We start from the raw sequence: 20,211 nt of genomic DNA on the forward strand, positions 1-20,211 counted from the left end.
CGGACGGCGGCGGACGGAGAACGGGGGCGGCCCCGGACACCCGTCGTGCTCAGGGTGTCCGGGGCCGCCCCACCGGGTCGGGCCGTGGTCACGGGGTCCGGGTGAACACCGCCACCGTGCGGGCGGGAACGGTGAAGGAGCCCGTTCCCTTCGCGTAGGACGAGGACTTGACGACGGAGTCCGAGCCCTTCGCCTGCACCGGGTGCAGCCGGTAGCCGGTCCCGGCCAGGGAACCGACGGTCTGCTTCTGCTGCTCCGGGGTCGCGTTGAAGACGATCACCAGGTCGCCGAGGCGCGCGGTGATGACTCCGGGGGTCTCGTCCTTGCCCGACAGCGGGAAGGAGAGCCGCGACTGCACCTGGGCTGCCGTGGCGAGCGAGAAGACCTTCTCCGTCGAACGGATCCGCTGGAGGTCCTGGAAGGCGGCCGAGGTGCCGTCGATCTGGTCGCAGCCGACCTTCACGGAGGTCAGCAGCGGCTTGGCGTAGGGCCACTTCGAGGAGTTGTCCGCGGCCGTCGGCAGTCCGCGCCCGAATCCGTTGCCGTCCTGGCAGTTCCAGTGGATGGCGTTGAACCAGTCACCGCTGTCGAAGGAGTTGCGGTCGAGCGACTTGGAGCGCAGCAGGTCGGAGCCGGCCTGGGAGAGGGACGGACCCTGCGAGAGGGTGGCCGTGGCCATCGCCAGGACCTGCATCCGGGCCCGGTCGGCGGCGCTGGTCGTCGCGGGCAGCTTGTACGTCAGCGCGTCGTACAGCGACTCGTTGTCGTGCGCGTCGGCGTACGAGAGCGCGTCGCCGGGCGCTGCCGCGTAGCCGGCGGGCTGGCCGTTGTAGTCGATCTCGGAGCCCTTGACCTCCTTGCCGTCGGAGTCGGTGAAGCGGTACGAGGCCAGGTTGCCGGTCAGGCCGACCTTGATGAGGTCCTGGTAGTGCAGCAGGCGGGCCTTCTGCTCGGCCGGGGTGCCGTTGCCGGTCGAGGAGTTGGGGTCGGTGTACAGGCCCGAGGCGAAGCCCTGGATCCCGGGGTCGGAGTCGAAGGGGCTGCCGCCGCGGACGGCGTCACGGGCGCGGTCGGAGAAGGTCGCGATGCCCGTCCCGGCCATGTTCTTCTGGGTGGCCTGGACGAAGCGGGCGTCGTCGGCCACCTCGCCGAAGTTCCAGCCCTCGCCGTACAGGATGATCTTCTTGCCGTCGACGCCGTCCTTGGCGGGGGTCAGCCCGTCGAGGGCCTTCCTGACCGCGAGGATGTTGGCCTTGGGCTGGTGTCCCATGAGGTCGAAGCGGAAGCCGTCGACCTTGTACTCCTTGGCCCAGGTGACGATCGAGTCGACGACCAGCTTGCCCATCATGGCGTTCTCGGTCGCCGTGTTGGAGCAGCAGGTGGAGTTGGCGACGCTGCCGTCGGCGAGGAGCCGCTGGTAGTAGCCGGGGACGATCTTGTCGAGGACGCTGGTGTCGGCCTGGCCGCTGGCGGCGGTGTGGTTGTAGACCACGTCCATGACGACCCTGAGGCCGTCCTCGTTCAGCGACTTGACCATCCTGCGGAACTCGACCGTGCGGCCGGTGCCGTCGGGGTCGGTGGCGTAGGAGCCCTCGGGGACCGTGTAGTGGTACGGGTCGTAGCCCCAGTTGTAGGCGTCCTTGGCGGCGGTCTTGGCCACGCACTCCTGCTGCTTGTCGGAGTCGGCGGCGTAGGAGGGGAGGTCGCAGTCGGTGCTCTGCTGGTCGGCCTTCTTCTCGGGGATGGTGGCGATGTCGAACGTGGGCAGCAGGTGCACGTACGAAGTGCCGGACTTCGCCAGCTGCTTCAGGTGCCTGGAGCCGTCGCTGTTCTTGTCGGTGAAGGCGAGATAGGTGCCCTGGTCCTTCGCGGGGACGGTCTTGTCCGCCACCGAGAAGTCGCGGACGTGCAGTTCCTGGATCTGCGCGTCCCGCAGCGGTACGGCCTTGGGCTTCCTGAGCGCCGACCAGCCGGACGGGGCGAGGGACTTGGCGTCCAGGTCGACGACCAGGCTGCGCTCCGAGTTCGCGGTCAGGGCGACGGAGTAGGGGTCGGTCACCTTGTTGGTGACGATCTTGCGGACGCTGGGCGCCCACACCTTGACGACGTAGCGGTAGGGCTTGTTCGTCCAGGACTTGTGGCCGTTCACGGACCAGACGCCGGTGGCGTCGTCGCGCTTCATGGCGACGGTGGAGCCGGCGAGGTCGAGGCTCACGGACTGGGCGGTGGGGGCCCACACCGAGAGGGTGGGGACGCCCTTGTGGAAGACCGGTCCGAGGTGTGCCTTCGTCGCGGGGTACAGGTCGTCGAGGGCTCCGGCGATCTGCACGCCGGTCGCCGCGAGCACGGCGCCGTTGGCGGCCCGCTGCGAGGCGACGAGCTGGCCGCCGAGCGCGGAGCGCACCCGGGCGCGGTCGCGCGGGTCGACGGACCAGGCGGTGTACGTCTTCAGATAGGGGAACTTGGCCTTCTGGGCGTCGGTGAGGGTGGTCTTCTCCAGCCGCAGCCAGCGCTCGTCGTCGCTGGTCAGCCCGCCGTCCTTGACGGCGATGGAGCCGTCGCGGGAGGAGAGGAGCTGGGTGGAGACGGCAGCGTCGGAGCCGTTCCAGGCGACCGTGTCGCGGTCGATCCAGACCGCCTTGGAGGTGGTCAGGTCGAGCGCGGCCGCGCTGCCCTTGGGCTGCGGCAGCAGGTACTTCTCCTGGCCGTCCAGCAGCCACACCTCGTGGCCGTTCGCCGTGAGGTCGAGCGACTGGTCGGTGGGCAGGTCCTTGGCGTCGCCCTTGTGGATGATGTAGCTGAGGCTGGTCGCGCCTTCGGCGAGCGGCACCTCGAAGACGGCTCCGTAGGCGTCGGTGCGCACCGGCTCCAGGGGCTTCGTCCAGTCCGTGGGCGTCGCGGCCCCGGTCCACACGTGCAGGCCCCAGCCGGTGTAGTCGCCGTCGGCGCGGTGGTAGTGGACGACCGCCTTGGTCTTGTCCTGGGCGGGCAGGTCGGGCTGTTCGGTCAGGACGGTGTCCTTGCCCTGCTCGACCCAGACCTCGCCGGTCTTGGTGACGTCGATCGTGCGGTCGCTCGCGACGTCCTTGTTGCCGTCCTTGTCGATGACCAGGAAGCCCACGCTGGAGGCGCCCGGCTTCAGCTTGACGTAGGCGAAGGCGCCGTAGGCGTCCCGGCCGACGAAGTCGTGGCCGGCCGGCCACGTGGTGGCCTCGCCGTCGGCGATGTCGCCCCAGGCGTACAGGCGCCAGTCGGTGTAGTCGCCGTCGGTGCGCTTGTAGTGGACGACCGCGTAGTCGCGCGAGGAGGCCGTCGGGACCTCGGCGGCGGGCGCGGTGCCGGTGGTGGACCCGGCCGTCGCGCTCGCGGTGTGTCCGGCCGAGTCGACGACGACGGCCTTGTAGCGCAGGGCCGTTCCGGCCGGTACGCCCTTGCCGATGGCCTGGGTGACCTTGTACGGGGCGTGGTCGGCGGAGCCGAGGGTGTGCCAGGCGCCGTTGCCGGTCTGGGCGGCGAAGACGACGCGGTCGAGCTGTCCGCCGGTGACGTCCGCCGACAGTTCGACGGTGCCGGTGGCGCCCGCGGCGGGGGCCTTCAGCGTCAGCGTGGGCCTGGTCGCGGGGGCGGCGAGCCGGCCCGCGGCCTTGAGGACGATCGCCGATCCGGCCGGGACCGTGACGGTGACCTTCTTGTCCGCGTCGCTGGTCGCCGAGTCCGTCGTCCCGTACAGGGCACGGAAGTTCATGTTCGCCGAACCGGTCGCGAACGTGGCCGTCTTGGCCTCGTCGGCGTTGTTCACGGCGACGACGTACTCGGTGCCGGTCCTCGCGTCGGTGCGGGAGAAGGCGTACACGCCGGCGCCGTCGGCCGCGTAGCGCTCCGTCTGGACTCCGTCGGCGAGGGCCGGGTTGTCCTTGCGCAGCTTCGACAGGGCGCTGATCGTCTTGTAGAGCGGCGCGTTCGTGTCGTAGGCGTCGCTCGCGGCCGTACGGGCGGTGCCGATCTCGTCGTCGTCGAGGTAGTCCGTGATCTTGGAGGCGAACATCGGCTGGCGGGCGTCCTTGTCGCCGCCGGAGCCGGTGAAGCCCTGCTCGTCGCCGTAGTAGACGACGGGGTTGCCGCGGCTGAGGAACATCAGCTCGTTGGCGAGTTCGTCCTTCTTCAGCAGCTGGGCGTCGGTGGCCTTGGGGTTGTCCTGGTCCAGGAAGTACCCGATGCGGCCCATGTCGTGGTTGCCGAGGAAGGTGACCTGCTCGTAGGCGTTGGCCTTGTCGGTCGTGTACTTGTAGTCGTCCGCGAACAGGGACGAGAGCTTCTGCGCGCTGCCGCCCTGGGAGGCGTAGGAGCGGGCCGCGTCCTGGAACGGGAAGTCGAGGGTGGCGTCGAGCCGGCCCTGGGTGACGTAGGGCGAGGTGATCGAGGTGTCGGCGGAGTAGACCTCGCCGAACATGAAGAAGTTCTTGCGTCCGTGCTGGGCCGCGTAGGCATCGAGGGCGGTCGCCCACTGCGTCCAGAACTCCATGTTCACGTGCTTCACGGTGTCGATCCGGAAGCCGTCGATGCCGAAGTCCTTGACCCAGCGCTCGTAGATCTTCTCCATGCCGCTGACGACCTCGGGACGCTCGGTCCACAGGTCGTCGAGGCCGGAGAAGTCGCCGTAGGTGGCGGATTCGCCCGCGTAGGTGGAGTCACCGCGGTTGGAGTACATCGTCGTGTCGTTGAGCCACGACGGGACCTTCACGTTCTTCTTGGCGGCGGGGACCGTGGGTGTCCGGGGGAAGGAGCCGTTGCCGACCGACGGGAAGCCCTTGGTGCCGTTCGCGTAGTCCGCGTCGTCGAACGGCCTGCCGTCCTTGGTCAGATACGGGAAGGCGCCCTTGGAGAGGTAGTCGTAGGACTTCTCCTTGTAGTCGACCACGTCGGCGGTGTGGTTGGTGATGACGTCGAAGAAGACCTTCATGCCCTTGGCGTGGGCCTTGGAGATCAGCGTCTCCAGGTCCTTGTTGGTGCCGAAGTGCGGGTCGACCTTGGTGAAGTCGGTGATCCAGTAACCGTGGTAGCCGGCCGAGGCGTCCTTGCCGGTGCCCTGGACGGGCTGGTTCTTGAAGATCGGCGCCATCCAGATGGCGGTGGTGCCGAGGCCCTTGATGTAGTCGAGCCGCTTCGTCAGGCCCTTGAGGTCGCCGCCCTGGTAGAAGCCCTTGTCGGTGGGGTCGTAGCCGGTCGACAGCCGGGAGCCGGTCAGTCCTCCCTCGTCGTTGGAGGTGTCGCCGTTGGCGAAGCGGTCCGGCATGACGAAGTAGAACTGGTCACGGGTGGAGTCGTGCCGGGACGGCGTCGCGGCGAGCTTCGCGTCCGACGGCGGTGCGGGCGGGGTCTGGGCCCGCGCCACAAGGGGTTGCGCAAGCGATACGGCCAGTGCGGCGGCGAGGACGGCTGCACGCAGCCTGGGGCGGCTGAAGCGGCTCGCCGGCCCTCTCGGTATCAGGTCCACAGTCGTGAACTCCTAGCGATTACGGCGTACTCGGGTCCGACCCCGCGCAGCGTTTCGGCCACGATGCCGAACGCCCGCGTGACCGTATCGCTCACGCAAGGTTTACAGCAAGAGTCTTGCAACATGCGGAAAGGGTTTTCAGCAGCTGGACTTGCCCGCGTAGATCGCGAGTGCCGTGTTGGCGCCCAGCGTCGCCGTGAACTGGCCCGAACTGTTCACCGTGATGCTCGTGTTGTTCTGGACGTTGCAGTACGTTCCCGCGGCGAGGGAGGTGCTGTAGGTCCGGCTCAGCGACGAGGTCTCGTGGTTGATGGCCACGAAGCCCTTGGTGCCGCGGCCGAAAGCGATGGCGTCGTTGCCGTCGTCCCACCAGTTGGAAAGCGCTTGTCCACGGGTGGCGTTGCGGAACGCGACCATCGACTTGATCTCCGGCCAGGCGTGCTGGCACTTCCAGCCGTCCTGCCAGCAGGCGTTGACGGTACCGCCGTTGGGAGGTCCGGCGTCCGCGTCCGACCACTCGTAGCCGGAGTTGATGTCGGGGGCTCCGTAGGGGTAGGCGAGCATGAAGACGTTGGCGAGGGTGTAGTTCGCCCCGTCCTTGTAGTTGAGCGTCGAGCCGTTGCGCTCGGTGTCGTGGTTGTCGACGAAGACGGCCGCGACGGAGCTGCTCATGTAGCCCCAGCCCTCGCCGTAGTTCTTCAGGTAGGCGAGGTTCTCGTTGTTGAAGACCCGCTTGAGGTCGTAGGCGTAGCGGAACTCCTGGACGTCTCCGTTGCCGGTGTACTCGGTGGGCTGGACCGCCTCGCCCGAGCCGTAGATGACCTCCTGCTTCCAGTAGACGGACGGATTGCTCAGCCGGGACTTGATGTTGGCGAGGTCGGCCGCGGGGATGTGCTTGGCGGCGTCGACGCGGAACCCGTCGACGCCGTAGCCGAGCAGGCTGTTCATGTAGCCGGCGATGGTCGCCCTGACGTGCTCCTCGCCGGTGTCCAGGTCCGCGAGGCCGACGAGTTCGCAGTTCTGGACGTTGGCGCGGTTGGTGTAGTCGCTGACGGCGGCCGTGCAGTCGTCCATGTCGGCGGACGTGTAGAGGCCCGGGTAGTTGTACTTCGTGTACGAGGAGCCGCCCGTGCCGGTGCCGGATCCGGCCGCCATGTGGTTGACCACCGTGTCCGCCACGACCTTCACACCGGCCGCGTGACAGGTGTTGATCATGTTCTTGAAGGCGGTGGCGTCGCCGAGCCGTCCGGCGATCCGGTAGCTGACGGGCTGGTACGAGGTCCACCACTGCGAGCCCTGTATGTGCTCGGCGGGCGGGGACACCTGGACGTAGCCGTACCCGGCGGGGCCCAGCGTGTTGGTGCATTCCTTGGCGACCGAGTCGAACTTCCACTCGAACAGGACGGCGGTGACGTCCTTGGTGCCGGGCGGGGAGGCCACGGCCGTACCGGGGGGAACGGTCACCGAGACCGCCAGGCCCGCCGCGAGGGCGAACGAGGCGGCAAGCGTCTTCCTTGCCATGTGTGTACTCCTGCACTACGTCGTGCGGGTGGGGGGATCGGAACGTACCGCTTGCAGACAAGTTTCAGCAAGATGTCGAAAGAATTTCCAACTCCCTTATTGACGCGCCCTGTTCGGCGGTTCCACGCTCCACACGGGTCAGCTCCGCACCCCCGCGGCCGCGCTGACCGATCCGGAGAGGAGCCGCATCCCCGATGGCCTTACGACGAAGAAGGGTCCCCCGGCTGCTGGTGACCGTGGCGCTGGCGCTCGGCGGCCTGGCCGCGCTGCCCGCACAGCAGGCAGCGGCGGCGGACACCGGCATCCCCAACGGCGACGTGATCGCCAACCTGTGGGAGTGGAACTGGAAGTCGGTCGCCTCCGAGTGTACGAACGTGCTCGACCCGGCCGGCTACGGGGCGGTCCAAGTGGCCCCGCCCGAGGAGTCGTTGAAGCAGTCCAACTCCTACTGGTGGGACGTGTACCAGCCCTACTCCTACAGCCTGAACAGCCGCTTCGGCACGGCGGCGGCCTTCAGGTCCATGGTCGACACGTGTCACGCGGCCGGCATCAAGGTCTACACCGACGCGGTGATCAACCACACCGCCGCCCAGACCGGCACCGGTTACAACGGCACGGTCATCACGAACAAGTACGACACCCCGGACTACGACCCGGCCGACAGCGACGACTGCACCACGACCATCACCGACTGGACCAACCGCTATCAGGTGCAGCACTGCGAACTGCTCGGCCTGCCCGACCTGGACACCGCCGAGAGCAACGTGCGCTCGAAGATCACCGGTTTTCTCAACGCGCAGATCGACCTGGGCGTCGACGGCTTCCGGGTCGACGCGGCCAAGCACATCGACGCCGCCGACATGAGCGCCATCGTCGCCGCCCTGCACACCACGACCTCGGGCTCGGCGCCGTTCATCACCCAGGAGGTCTATCCCGGCACCCCGCCCTCCGTCGACGAGTACTACGGCACCGGTGACGTCCTCGACTTCTCCTTCGCCTCCCAGATCAAGGCGCAGTTCCAGGGCGACATCGCCAACCTGGCAGGTCTCGGCAGCAGTTGGGGACTGGTCGCCGAGGCGCACTCCAACACCATGGTCACCAACCACGACACCGAACGCAACGGCTACTCGCTGAGCTACAAGGACGGCGCCACCGCCGTGCTCGCCAAGGTCTACCAGCTGGCACGCGGTTACGGCCGGCCGTCGGTGTACTCCGGCTGGACCTTCAGCCAGAGCGACCAGGCCCCGCCGAACTCCGGCAACGGATTCGTCACCGACACGGACTGCTCCTCGGGCTGGTACTGCCTGGACCGTGACCCGGCGGTCTCCGGAATGATCGGCTGGCACAACGCGGCCGCCGGTTACGCCGTCGCCAACTGGCAGTCCCCCGCGTCCAACGTGATCGGCTTCGGCCGGGGCGGCGCCGGCTTCGTCGCCATCAACAACAGCTCGGGCGCCAGCACGTACACGTACACGACCGGCCTCGCCGACGGCACCTACCCGAACGTCATCGACGGCGGCGCCACCTCGGTCACCGTCACCGGCGGCAGGGCCTCGCTGACCGTGCCCGCCAAGGGCGCCGTCGCGTTCTACGACCCCCACTACGTCTGCACCGTCAACTGCGGCGGCGGAGGCGGCGGCACCGACCCGGGCACGGTCACGGCCACCTTCGACGAGTACGCCTCTACCACCTCGGGCACGGACGTGTACGTCGTGGGTTCGGCCGCCGCGCTCGGCGGCTGGAACGCGGCGAACGCGGTGAAACTGTCCGCGTCCGGCTACCCCGTCTGGAAGGCGGACGTCTCCGTCCCGGCGAACAGCGCGATCACGTACAAGTACATCAAGAAGGACGCCTCGGGGAACGTCACCTGGGAGTCCAACGCCAACAGGACCCTGACCACCGGCACGGCGGCGGTGACGGCGCAGAACTCCTGGAACCTGGCTGACGCCGACGCCACGGACCTGACCTTCGGGGTGACCGCGACGACCGTCTACGGCACCAACGTGTACGTCGTCGGCTCGGTCCCGGCGCTCGGCTCGTGGAACACCGCCGACGCGATTCCACTGTCCTCGGCCTCGTACCCGTACTGGGGCCGGGCGGCGATCGTGCCCAAGTCGACGTCCTTCACGTACAAGTACATCAAGAAGGACGCGTCGGGCACGGTGACCTGGGAGTCCGGGAGCAATCGCGCCTACACGACGGGCTCGGGCGCCGGGTACGCGGTGAGCGACACCTGGAAGTAGCGGAGGCGGAAAGGAGAGACCCGCGCGGAAGCGGTGCTCCGGTGGTCAGGACCGGGGTACCGCTTCCGCGCGGGTCGGATCACGCGCGGGTCAGGTCACGCGTGGGTCAGAGTGCCCACCAGACGGTGGTGTCGGCGGGCAGCAGCGCCGTGCCGTCCTGCGACACGGTCACCTCGCCGCTGGCGACGAGCACCCGGCCGTGGGCGGGAACGGTCACGGACGCGTCGCCCGTGTTGGCGGTGCAGACGAAGTCGCCGCGCCGGAAGGCGAGTACGCCCTCGGGTGCGGTCAGCCAGGTGACGGCGTCGCCCGCGCCGAGGTCGGCCCGCTCACGCCGGACCGCGAGCGCGTCGCGGTACAGCTCCAGGGTGGAACCGGCCACGCCGGACTGCGCCTCGACGCTCAGCTCGGCCCACTCCGCCGGCTGCGGCAGCCAGCTGCCGCCGTCGCCGAAGCCGTACGAGGAGCCGGTGCGGGTCCACGGGATCGGCACCCGGCAGCCGTCGCGGAAGCCGTCCTGTCCGGCGCCCCGGAAGAAGGCCGGGTCCTGGCGGGCCTCGTCCGGCAGGTCGACGACGTCGGGCAGGCCGAGCTCCTCGCCCTGGTAGACGTAGGCCGAGCCGGGCAGCGCCAGCATCAGCAGGCTCGCCGCGCGGGCCCGGCGCAGACCGAGTTCGCGGTCGCCCGCGGTGCGGATCTGGGTGCCGAGGCCGGCCTCGTTGGCGAAGCGGGTGGCGTGCCGGGTCACGTCGTGGTTGGACAGCACCCAGGTGGAGGGCGCGCCGACGGGACGCATCGCGTCGAGCGTGCGGTCGATCACGGCGCGCAGCTCGGCCGCGTCCCAGTGGGAGCCCAGGTACTGGAAGTTGAAGGCCTGGTGCAGCTCGTCGGGGCGCACGTAGTTCGCGGTGCGCTCGACGGTGGGCGTCCACGCCTCGGCGACGAAGATGCGCTCGCCCGAGTACTCGTCGAGGATCGTGCGCCACTGGCGGTAGATGTCGTGCACGCCGTCCTGGTCGAAGAACGGCATGACATCGTTGCCCAGCAGTTTCAGCTGGTCGTGGCCGCCGAGGTCCGGCAGGCCCTCCGCCTTGACCATGCCGTGCGCGACGTCGATACGGAACCCGTCGACGCCCATGTCCAGCCAGAACCGCAGGATCGAGCGGAACTCGTCGCCCACGGCCGGGTGTTCCCAGTTGAAGTCGGGCTGCTCGGGCGCGAAGAGGTGCAGGTACCACTCGCCGGCGGTGCCGTCGGGCTCGGTGACCCGGGTCCAGGCCGGGCCGCCGAAGATGGACTCCCAGTCGTTGGGCGGCAGTTCGCCGTCCTCGCCCTTGCCGGGGCGGAAGTGGTAGCGGTCGCGCAGGGAGGAGCCGGGGCCCTCGCGCAGCGCGCGCTTGAACCACTCGTGCTGGTCGGAGGAGTGGTTGGGCACGAGGTCGACGATGATCCGCAGGCCCAGGCCGTGGGCGTCACGGATCAGGGCGTCGGCGTCCAGCAGGTTGCCGAACATCGGGTCGACGGCCCGGTAGTCCGCCACGTCGTAGCCGGCGTCGGCCTGCGGCGAGGCGTAGAACGGGCTCAGCCACACGGCGTCCACGCCGAGGTCGCGCAGGTACGGGAGTCGGGAGCGTACGCCCTCCAGGTCGCCCATGCCGTCGCCGTTGCTGTCGGCGAAACTGCGCGGATAGACCTGGTAGATCACCGCGTCGCGCCACCAGTCGCGATGCGCGGCGACGGTGGCGAGAACGGAGTTCGGGGCCTGGTCGGCGGGGTGCTGGCTCATGGCGTCCTTGATGCGATGAGGGTCCCCGCGTCCGGACGCGGCCGGGCAGGGGGAGGAAATCGGCTGTGGGGGCATACCCCTGCTCGCGCGAGGCCGGGAGCACGGGGCGAAAGGCTTCGGGGCGGGGGGAGAAAAGAGGCGGCCGCGGTACTGGCGGGGTCGGATGGGCACCGCGGCCGCCGCCCGCGCGCGACGAGCGCGCGGGAGTCTGGGGCGTTGTGGGGCGTCCTCGCGGATCAGCCCTTGGTGCCGCCCGCGGTGAGACCTGTCACCAGGTTCTTCTGCACGAGGTAGAAGAAGGCGGAGACGGGTATCGCGACCAGGACGGCGGTGGCCGCCATCAGGTTGCGCTGCGCGTCGTGCTCGCTGACGAAGCTCTGGAGGCCGACGGCGAAGGTGTACTTCGAGTCGTCCAGCATGAACGTCGAGGCGAAGGCGACCTCGCCGAACGCGGTGATGAAGTTGTAGAACGCGGCCACCGCGAGGCCCGGCTTGGCGAGCGGCAGGATCAGCCGGAAGAAGGTGCCGAAGGGGCTCAGCCCGTCGACCCGGCCGGCCTCGTCGATCTCGAACGGGATCGTGTCGAAGTAGCCCTTGAGCAGCCAGGCGCTGTAGGGCACCGCCGTCGAGCAGTAGACGAGGACGAGGCCGAAGTAGGAGTCGATGAGCCGGAGGTCCGAGAGGATCTGGTACATCGGCACGATCAGCACGGCGATGGGGAACATCTGGGTGACCAGCAGGACCCACATGAACTTCTTGTAGCCGGGGAAGCGCATGCGCGAGACCGCGTAGCCGGTGGTGGCCGCGACCATCACGCCGATGACCGTGGTGCCGAGCGACACGATGAGCGAACTCTTCATCCACTCGAAGAAGTTCGTGTGCTGGAGCACGAAGGAGTAGTTGCCGAACGTCATCGTGTGCCAGATGCGTCCGGGGTGCAGGTAGTCGTCCTGCTCCGGGCCGAGGGACAGGAAGACGAGCCACGCGATCGGGAACAGCGCGACCAGGCTGGCGACGGTCAGGATGCCGTGGGAGGCGAGCGAGCCGGCGAGGCTGCGCCGGCCGCGCGCTCGCGCCGGACGGGGCGACGCGTCGGCCTCGGCGGTCTGGTCGGCCGGAGGCGTCTGAAGTGTGGTGGTGCTCATGGAGACTCCTGCCTCAGATCGCGAGCTGCTGGTCATTGCGGTTCAGCCAGCGGCGGTAGAAGGAGGTGAAGACGATCAGGATGGCCAGCAGCAGCATGCCGTAGGCCGCCGACTGGGCGAAGTCACGCGGCTGCTGTCCGAAGCCGAGGTAGTAGGCCCAGGTGACGAGGATCTGCGCGTCCGGCGCGGTGTTGCCGAACAGCAGGAAGATCACGGCGAACTGGTTGAAGGTCCAGATGATGCCGAGGAGCACCACTGTGGAGCTGACCGACCTGAGGCCCGGCAGCGTCACGAACCGGAACTGCTGCCACTTGTTCGCGCCGTCCATCTCGGCTGCCTCGTACAGCGTGGTGTCGATGGACTGGAGTCCGCCGAGCAGCGACACCATCATGAACGGCACACCGCACCAGGTGTTGACCATGATCGCGGCGAACCGCTGCCAGAAGGTGTCCTCCAGCCACGCGGGGGCCGGCAGGTGCACCGCGTGGAGCATCGAGTTGATGATCCCGCCGTCGGCGAGCATGAAGCGCCAGCCGAAGACGGTGACGAAGGTGGGCACGGCCCAGGGCAGCACCAGGATCAGCCGGTAGAGCGTGCGGCCGCGCAGCTTCTGGTTGAGCAGCAGCGCGAGGCCGAGGCCGACGCAGTAGTGCAGCGCGACGCAGATGACGGTCCAGGCGATGGTCCAGATGAAGTGCGACCAGAAGCGGTCGTACGACGTCGGACCCCACAGGATGTCCTTGTAGTTGTCCAGGCCGATGAACTTGTACGTGGCGTCGATGTGGTTGACGCCGATGGTGCGGGCCGAGTTGAGGCTGTTGGCGTCCGTGAGCGTGAGGTACAGGCCCCGAACCAGCGGATAGAGCACCAATCCGCCGAGTACGACGACGACCGGGGCGATCATCGCGTACGCGTACCAGTACTTCTGGTACGAGTGCTTGAGACGCTGCGCCCGGCCGGGACGCGGTGCTCGGTCACCGCGGCGCTTGCCGGTCGCGCGGTCGATGGCGACTGTCATGGTTCGACACCTTCTGCAAGATCAGGAGTTGGGCGCACACAGCCGGTGGCCGCCGGGTCCGTGTCCCCGTTCTCGGGGGTCCCCCCGGCCCGACCGAAGTCGGGCCGGGGAGGGATCCGGCGGCCACACGGGCTCACTTGCTGAAGTCCGGCACCAGCTTGGCGATGGCCAGCTCGACGTTGCTCAGACCCTTGTCCAGGGACTCCTTGCCACCCGCGATCTTGGGCAGCTCGGTGTCCAGCGGGCCCCACAGGGAGCTGTACTCCGGCAGCGCCGGGCGCGGCTGGGCGGCGGAGAGGACCGTGCCGTAGCCGGCGATGCCCGGGTCGGCCTTGACGGCGTCGGTGTAGGCGTCGTCACGCGTGGGCAGCGTGGAGTTCTTCAGCGCGATGGTGGCCTGGGACTTCGCCGAGGTCATGAAGTTGACGAACTTCAGCGACGCGGCCTGGTGGGCCTTGTCCGAGCCGGCGTAGACCGAGAGGTTGTGACCGCCGGTCGGGGCGCCCGCCTTGCCGGTGGAGCCGGCCGGGACGGTGGCGATACCGAGGTTCGTCTTGTCCGAGAACGCCGAACCCTTGTAGAAGTTCGTGATCTCCCAGGGACCCTGGACGATCGCGGCGACCTTGCCGTTGACGAACGCGTCCTGGATGTGGGCGTACGCGTCGGCGGTGGTGTCCGCCTTGTGCAGGCCCTTGCCGGAGAAGAGGCCCAGCCAGGTGCCGTACGCCTTCTTCGCGGCCGGGGAGTTGACCGTGATCTTCTTCGCGGAGGCGTCGACGGTGTCGGTGCCCTCGCCGTAGAGGAAGTTCTGCGCGTAGTAGGCCTGGGTCGAGCCCCAGTAGCCGTCGACGCCGGTCTTGCCCTTGATCGTGGCCGCGTCCTTCTTCAGGTCGCTCCAGGTCTTGGGTGCCTCGGAGATGCCGGCCTTCTTGAACAGCGCCTTGTTGTAGACGAGCGCCAGGGTGTCCGTGACGAGCGGCACACCGTAGGTCTTGCCGTCGTACTTGGCCTGCTCGATCAGGTTGGGCTTGAACTTCGCCTGGTCCGCGAGGGCGGCGGTGCCGTCGAGCGGGAGGAAGTAGCCCTTCTTGGCGAAGGCGGGGGTCCAGCCGACCTCGGAGCGCAGGATGTCCGGGGCGCCGGAGGCACCGGCGGCCGTGTCGAACTTGTTCTGCGCCTGGTCGAAGGGCACGTTGACGTACTTGACCTTGACGTTCTTGTTGGCGGCCTCGAACTCCTTGACCAAGGCCTTGTACGTCGGCGCCTCATTGGTGGCGTTGGACGTGTCCCACCACGTGATGGTGACCGGCCCGCTGGCCTTGTCGCTGCTGTCACTGCCGCTGCCGCCGCAGGCCGTCGCCGCGAGGGCGAAAGACGCCACCAGCGCACTGGCCGCTATGCCACGCCGCATGAGTTCTCCTTGAGGGTGAAAGCCCGAGTAGGTGGGGAAACCGGTCCCGCCCGGTCCCCTTGCCGACTTGCCGACTGCGCCGTTGCGTCCGCCGGGCGACGTGAACGTAACAGCGATGTAAGCGACGCGAAAGACCTTGCAGCAAAAAAGTGCAAGACCTGACGACAGTTATGCGCCCGTGACCTCGCGGCATCCTTCCCGAAACCCTGCTGCTGTGCCGCTCAGCACACCTCCCGCGCCCTGTGCAAGACTCTGCAAGCTCTTGCCACGGATGTCGCATACAGGGATCATCAGCCCGTCAGCGTCTTGCAGGAGCCACCCCCTTCCCGCGCGACGCACGCACGGGACACCGAGCCGACCAGAATCACGAGGGAGCGCGATGACGCAGCAGCCCGGAGCGGGCCGATCAACCGCCCGCACACGGCGTCTGGTTGGTGGGCAGGGTGAGATGCGACCGGTACAGTCCAATCCTGTGACCACACGGCTTGCCGACATCGCAGCCCAGGCGGGGGTCAGTGAGGCGACGGTCAGTCGCGTCCTGAACGGGAAGCCGGGCGTCGCCGCGACCACCCGCCAGTCAGTCCTCGCCGCCCTGGACGTCCTGGGCTACGAGCGCCCGGTGCGGCTGCGGCAGCGCAGCGAGGGCCTGGTGGGCCTCATAACCCCCGAGCTGGAGAACCCGATATTCCCCGCGCTCGCGCAGGTGATCGGGCAGGCTCTGACGCGCCAGGGCTACACCCCGGTGCTCGCGACCCAGACCCCGGGCGGTTCCACCGAGGACGAGCTGACCGAGATGCTGGTCGACCGCGGGGTCGCCGGCATCATCTTCGTCTCCGGTCTGCACGCCGACACCTCGGCGGACATGCAGCGCTACGAGCAACTGCGCGGCCGCGGCGTCCCCTTCGTCCTGGTCGACGGCTTCTCGCCGAAGGTGCAGGCGCCGTTCATCTCGCCTGACGACCGCGCGGCGATGGCCCTCGCGGTCACCCACCTCGCCTCGCTCGGGCACACCGGCATCGGACTCGCCCTCGGCCCCAAGCGGTTCGTGCCGGTGCAGCGCAAGATCGAGGGCTTCGTGCGCTCGATGCAGGAGACGCTGGGCCTGAACCCCGCCGACATCGAGGAGCGACTGGTCCAGCACTCGCTGTACACGCTGGAGGGCGGTCAGGCCGCCGCGAGCGCCCTGATGGACCGCGGCTGCACGGCGATCGTGTGCGCCAGCGACATGATGGCGCTCGGCGCGATACGGGCGGCACGCCAGCGCGGTCTCGAGGTCCCGACGGACATCTCGGTCGTGGGCTTCGACGACTCGCCGCTGATCGCCTTCACCGACCCGCCGCTCACGACGGTCCGCAAGCCGGTCCCCGCGATGGGCCAGGCCGCGGTGCGCACGCTGCTGGAGGAGATCGGCGGGACACCCGCGCCGCACAGCGAGTTCGTGTTCATGCCGGAACTCGTGGTGCGCGGTTCGACCGCTTCTGCCCCTGGGGACCGGAATCGTCCCTGAGCAGGACGACAAAGGGAGCGAAGCACTCCCACAGGTGTAGAAAATGCGGCCGGGACCCGACCCGGGGATCATCGGTGGGGGAAGCCTTTTCTGGCAGACTCTGTGCCTATGGGTGATTCGACCGTGACGTCACTGGAAGGCCGCCAGGCCACTCCACAGCCCGTCGCGGAGGAGAAGGCGGGGAACGCGCTCCTGCGTCGTATGCGTACCCCGCGTCGCCCCCGCCTCTGGTTCGAAGTCCTGCTCATCGCCGTGAGTTACTGGACGTACTCGCTGATCCGCAACGCCGTGCCGGAGCAGAGACGCGAGGCGCTCCGCAACGCCGACTGGATCTGGCGGCTCGAGCACCAGCTCGGTGTCGCCGTCGAGGAGTCGGTCAACCACGCGGTGAACTCGGTGGGCTGGCTGATCATCGGGATGAACTACTACTACGCGACCCTGCACTTCGTGGTGACGCTGAGTGTTCTGGTCTGGCTGTACCGCTGTCATCCCGGCCGCTACGCGGCGGCCCGTCTCGCACTCTTCGCCACCACGGCGGTGGCCCTCGTCGGCTACTACTTCTTCCCGCTCGCGCCACCCCGTCTGATGACCGGCAGCACCTTCGTCGACACGGTCATGGTCCACGAGACCTGGGGTTCCATGGCCTCCGGCGATCTCAAGCACATGTCCAACCAGTACGCGGCGATGCCGTCCATGCACATCGGCTGGTCCGTGTGGTGCGGGCTGACCCTGGTCGCGCTGGCCAGAACCCCCTGGGCGCGGATCCTGGGCGTCCTGTACCCGGCGGCCACCCTCGTCGTCATCGTCGCCACCGCCAACCACTTCTGGCTGGACGCGGTGGGCGGCCTGATCTGCCTCGCCTTCGGCTTCACCGTGGCGCGCCTGTGGTACGGCGCGCTGCCCTACGCGCTGCCGCAGTGGGTTCCGGGGACCCGCGGGACACCGGTCCTCGGGGAGGACTGACGGGCACCCGCCGTCACGCTCAGTGACCGCCGGGTGCTCCGTAGAACAGTTCGTCGACCACGGCACGGGCCCGCCGGGTGGTGCGCCGGTAGTCGTCGAGCATGTCCCCGACGTGCCCAGGGTCGTAGCCCAGATAGCGGCCCACGGCGGCCAGCTCCCGCCCGTCCGAGGGGAAGGTGTCACCGGCCCTGCCCCGGACGAGCATCACGGCGTTGCGCACCCGGGTGGCCAGCACCCATGCCTCGTCCAGTGTCGCCGCGTCCTCCGTGGACAGCAGCTCCGCCGCGCGGGCCGCGGCCAGCGCCTCGCGGGTCCTGGTCGTCCTGAGGCCCGGCTCGGCCCAGCCGTGCCGCAGCTGCATCAGCTGGACCGTCCACTCCACGTCGGACAGGCCTCCGCGCCCCAGCTTGGTGTGCAGGGTCGGGTCGGCGCCGCGCGGCATCCGCTCCGACTCCATGCGGGCCTTGAGCCGCCGGATCTCCCGTACGGCCTCCTCACCGAGACCCTCCGCCGGGTACCGGAGCGGATCGATCAGCTCGACGAAGCGGCTCCCCAGGCCGGCGTCCCCGGCCACGACCTCGGCCCGCAGCAGCGCCTGCGACTCCCACACGAGCGACCAGCGGCGGTAGTAGGCCTCGTACGACTTCAGTGTCCGTACCAGCGGCCCGGACTTCCCCTCGGGCCGCAGGTCCGCGTCGATCAGGAGCGGCGGGTCGGCGCTGGGGATCTGGAGCAGCCGCCGCATCTCGGAGACCACGGCGTTCGCGGCACGCGCCGCCTCCTGCTCGTCCACGCCCTCGCGGGGCTCGTGCACGAACAGCACGTCCGCGTCGGAGCCGTAGCCGAGCTCGTGGCCGCCGAAGCGGCCCATCCCGATCACCGCGAACCGGGTGGGCAGGGTGTCGCCCCAGCCGTCGCGCACCACGGCCCGCAGGGTGCCCGCGAGCGTCGCCGCCGTCAGGTCCGAGACCGCTCCGCCCACGAGGTCGACCAGCGCCCCCTGATCGGCGACGGCCGGTGTCTCCTCGGTCCCGTAGCTGGCGACGATGTCCGTCGCGGCGATACGGAACAGCTCGCGCCGCCGGACCCCGCGCGCGACGGTCACGGCCTGCTCGCCGCCGTCGGCCCGCCGCACCGCGGCGAGGATCTCCTGCTCCAGCTGGACCCGGCCCCTCGGTTCGAGGCCGCCGCCCTCCCCGTCGCCCAGCAGGGCCACCGCCTCGGGGGCGCGCATCAGCAGGTCGGGGGCGAGCCGGCCCGCGGAGAGCACCCGGGCGAGATTCTCGGCGGCGGCGCCCTCGTCCCTGAGCAGCCGCAGATACCAGGGGGTCTTGCCCAGCGCGTCCGAGACCTTGCGGAAGTTGAGCAGTCCGGCGTCGGGGTCGGCGGAGTCCGCGAACCAGCCGAGCAGCACCGGGAGCAGGGTCCGCTGGATGGCGGCCTTGCGGCTGACCCCGGAGGCCAGCGCCTCCAGATGGCGCCGGGCCCCGGCCGGATCGGCGTACCCGAGCGCGACGAGCCGCTCGCGGGCCGCGTCGGCACTCAACCGGGTCTCGCCGGGCGCCAGTTGGGCGACGGCGTCGAGGAGCGGCCGGTAGAACAGCTTCTCGTGCAGCCGCCGGACCATGGCCGCGTGCCGCTTCCACTCCCGGTTCAGTTCGACGGCCGGGTCGGCTCGCAGCCCCAGTGACCGGCCGATCCGGCGCAGGTCGGCCTCGTCCTGCGGCACCAGATGGGTGCGCCGCAGCCTGAAGAGCTGGATGCGGTGCTCCATCGAGCGCAGGAAGCGGTAGGCGTCGTCGAGCTGGACGGCGTCGGCCCGGCCGACGTAGCCGCCCGCGGCGAGTGCCTTCAGGGCGTCCAGGGTGGTGCCACTGCGCAGGGAGGTGTCGGCCCGGCCGTGCACCAGCTGAAGGAGCTGGACGGCGAACTCGACGTCCCTCAGTCCGCCGGGGCCGAGCTTCAGCTCGCGTTCGATCTCGGCGGCCGGGATGTTCTCCACGACCCGGCGCCGCATCTTCTGCACGTCGGCGACGAAGTTCTCCCGCTCGGCGGCGTGCCAGACGAGCGGGGCCAGGGTGGCGACGTACTCCTCGCCGAGCTCCAGGTCCCCGGCCACCGGGCGGGCCTTGAGCAGCGCCTGGAACTCCCAGGTCTTGGCCCACCGCTGGTAGTAGGCGAGATGGCTGCTGAGCGTGCGCACGAGGGGGCCGTTGCGTCCCTCGGGGCGCAGATTGGCGTCGACCGGCCAGATGCTGCCCTCGACGGTGGTCTCCGAGCAGATCCGCATCATGTGCGAGGCGAGCCGGGTGGCCGCCTGGAGGGCCTTGCCCTCGTCGGCTCCCTCCGCGCTCTCCCCGACGAAGATGACGTCGACGTCGGAGACGTAGTTGAGCTCGTGTCCCCCGCACTTGCCCATGGCGATCACGGCGAGCCGGCACAGGGCGGCGTCGTCGGGGGCGGCGGTCCGGGCGATGGCGAGCGCGGTGCGCAGGGTCGCGGTGGCGAGGTCGGCGAGCTCGGCGGCGGTCTGGGCGAGGTCGGTGGTGCCGCACACGTCGCGGGCGGCGATGGAGAGCAGGCAGCGGCGGTAGGCGACGCGCAGCGAGACGGGGTCGGTGGCGTCGGCCAGCCCGCGTTCGAACTCCTCGACGCCGGGGTGCAGGTCCCGCGCCTCGTAGGTGACGAGGACCTGCCAGTCCTGGGGGTGCCGGGCGAGATGGTCGCCGAGCGCGGCGGAGGCTCCGAGGACCCCGAGCAGCCGGTCCCGCAGCGGCTTGGCGGCGATCAGGGTGTCGAGGAGTTCCCGCTGGGCGGAGTGCCCGTCCTGCGCCTCGACGAGCCGGACGAGTCCGAGCAGGGCGAGGTCGGGGTCGGCCGTGACGCCCAGGGCGTCCAGGAGGACCGGGTCGGACCGTACGGGCGCGAGCTCGGGCCCCTCCAGGAGCCGTTCGGCCGCCGAGGGATCGGTGAAGCCGTGCCGCAGCAGCCGTGTGAAGGTACTGCTCCTGCGCCCCGGCGCCGTCATCCCGGCCTCCTGTCGATCGATGCCGTACGCCCGGTCCCGTCCCGCACACCGGTCCGATCAAGGCCCTACGAGCCCGAGCCTAACCCCCGTTCGCA

At 69.4% G+C, this 20,211-nt stretch carries 10 protein-coding genes; 3 read left to right on the forward strand and 7 right to left on the reverse strand.

Features of this window, described 5'->3' with window-relative positions; all coding sequences use genetic code 11:
- Positions 1–88 precede the first annotated feature (88 nt).
- Both pulA and WJM95_RS08720 read right to left on the reverse strand, forming a co-directional pair.
- On the reverse strand, positions 89–5,494 hold the full coding sequence (gene pulA, locus WJM95_RS08715; RefSeq protein ID WP_339129003.1) for a pullulanase-type alpha-1,6-glucosidase: 5,406 nt from the start codon (positions 5,492–5,494) through the stop codon (positions 89–91).
- A gap of 138 nt (positions 5,495–5,632) precedes the next feature.
- Positions 5,633–7,015 carry an alpha-amylase family protein gene (locus WJM95_RS08720; RefSeq protein ID WP_339129004.1) on the reverse strand — a complete coding sequence of 461 codons (1,383 nt, stop codon included), beginning with the start codon at positions 7,013–7,015 and terminating at the stop codon, positions 5,633–5,635.
- 194 nt (positions 7,016–7,209) lie between these two features.
- On the opposite strand from WJM95_RS08720, the gene WJM95_RS08725 reads away from it, so the two are divergent.
- Positions 7,210–9,258: a carbohydrate-binding module family 20 domain-containing protein gene (locus WJM95_RS08725; protein ID WP_339129005.1), complete on the forward strand. Its 2,049-nt coding sequence runs from the start codon at positions 7,210–7,212 to the stop codon at positions 9,256–9,258.
- A gap of 106 nt (positions 9,259–9,364) precedes the next feature.
- On the opposite strand, the gene WJM95_RS08730 is transcribed toward WJM95_RS08725, so the two are convergent.
- The 4 genes from WJM95_RS08730 to WJM95_RS08745 form a co-directional block, all read right to left on the reverse strand.
- Positions 9,365–11,044, reverse strand: coding sequence for a glycoside hydrolase family 13 protein (locus tag WJM95_RS08730; RefSeq protein ID WP_339129006.1), 1,680 nt, complete (start codon positions 11,042–11,044; stop codon positions 9,365–9,367).
- A 236-nt stretch (positions 11,045–11,280) separates the two neighbouring features.
- Complete coding sequence (locus WJM95_RS08735; RefSeq protein WP_339129007.1) at positions 11,281–12,189, reverse strand: carbohydrate ABC transporter permease; 909 nt, start codon at positions 12,187–12,189, stop codon at positions 11,281–11,283.
- A gap of 13 nt (positions 12,190–12,202) precedes the next feature.
- On the reverse strand, positions 12,203–13,207 hold the full coding sequence (locus WJM95_RS08740) for a sugar ABC transporter permease (RefSeq protein ID WP_339129008.1): 1,005 nt from the start codon (positions 13,205–13,207) through the stop codon (positions 12,203–12,205).
- Positions 13,208–13,340: 133 nt separating this feature from the next.
- Positions 13,341–14,618, reverse strand: coding sequence for an extracellular solute-binding protein (locus WJM95_RS08745; protein ID WP_339129009.1), 1,278 nt, complete (start codon positions 14,616–14,618; stop codon positions 13,341–13,343).
- Between the two features lie 472 nt (positions 14,619–15,090).
- Here WJM95_RS08745 and WJM95_RS08750 point away from each other — a divergent pair, with 472 nt between their 5' ends.
- Positions 15,091–16,125, forward strand: coding sequence for a LacI family DNA-binding transcriptional regulator (locus WJM95_RS08750; protein WP_339129010.1), 1,035 nt, complete (start codon positions 15,091–15,093; stop codon positions 16,123–16,125).
- Positions 16,126–16,233: 108 nt separating this feature from the next.
- The gene (locus WJM95_RS08755; protein ID WP_339129011.1) at positions 16,234–17,088 is read left to right on the forward strand and encodes a phosphatase PAP2 family protein; all 855 of its coding nucleotides are present in this window, start codon (positions 16,234–16,236) and stop codon (positions 17,086–17,088) included.
- A gap of 19 nt (positions 17,089–17,107) precedes the next feature.
- Here WJM95_RS08755 and WJM95_RS08760 read toward each other — a convergent pair whose 3' ends face one another.
- Positions 17,108–20,116, reverse strand: a complete 3,009-nt coding sequence (locus WJM95_RS08760; RefSeq protein WP_339129012.1) for a bifunctional [glutamine synthetase] adenylyltransferase/[glutamine synthetase]-adenylyl-L-tyrosine phosphorylase — start codon at positions 20,114–20,116, stop codon at positions 17,108–17,110.
- Positions 20,117–20,211: the final 95 nt, after the last annotated feature.

This window comes from Streptomyces sp. f51, assembly GCF_037940415.1.
Taxonomy (GTDB): domain Bacteria; phylum Actinomycetota; class Actinomycetes; order Streptomycetales; family Streptomycetaceae; genus Streptomyces.

What these genes read in the sequence shown, in the direction of transcription:
- WJM95_RS08720 (WP_339129004.1), bottom strand. Translation starts at nt 7,015, where the DNA reads ATGGCAAGGAAGACGCTTGCCGCCTCGTTCGCCCTCGCGGCGGGCCTG.
- WJM95_RS08730 (WP_339129006.1), bottom strand. Translation starts at nt 11,044, where the DNA reads ATGAGCCAGCACCCCGCCGACCAGGCCCCGAACTCCGTTCTCGCCACC.
- WJM95_RS08745 (WP_339129009.1), bottom strand. Translation starts at nt 14,618, where the DNA reads ATGCGGCGTGGCATAGCGGCCAGTGCGCTGGTGGCGTCTTTCGCCCTC.
- WJM95_RS08740 (WP_339129008.1), bottom strand. Translation starts at nt 13,207, where the DNA reads ATGACAGTCGCCATCGACCGCGCGACCGGCAAGCGCCGCGGTGACCGA.
- WJM95_RS08735 (WP_339129007.1), bottom strand. Translation starts at nt 12,189, where the DNA reads ATGAGCACCACCACACTTCAGACGCCTCCGGCCGACCAGACCGCCGAG.
- WJM95_RS08755 (WP_339129011.1), top strand. Translation starts at nt 16,234, where the DNA reads ATGGGTGATTCGACCGTGACGTCACTGGAAGGCCGCCAGGCCACTCCA.
- WJM95_RS08760 (WP_339129012.1), bottom strand. Translation starts at nt 20,116, where the DNA reads ATGACGGCGCCGGGGCGCAGGAGCAGTACCTTCACACGGCTGCTGCGG.
- WJM95_RS08725 (WP_339129005.1), top strand. Translation starts at nt 7,210, where the DNA reads ATGGCCTTACGACGAAGAAGGGTCCCCCGGCTGCTGGTGACCGTGGCG.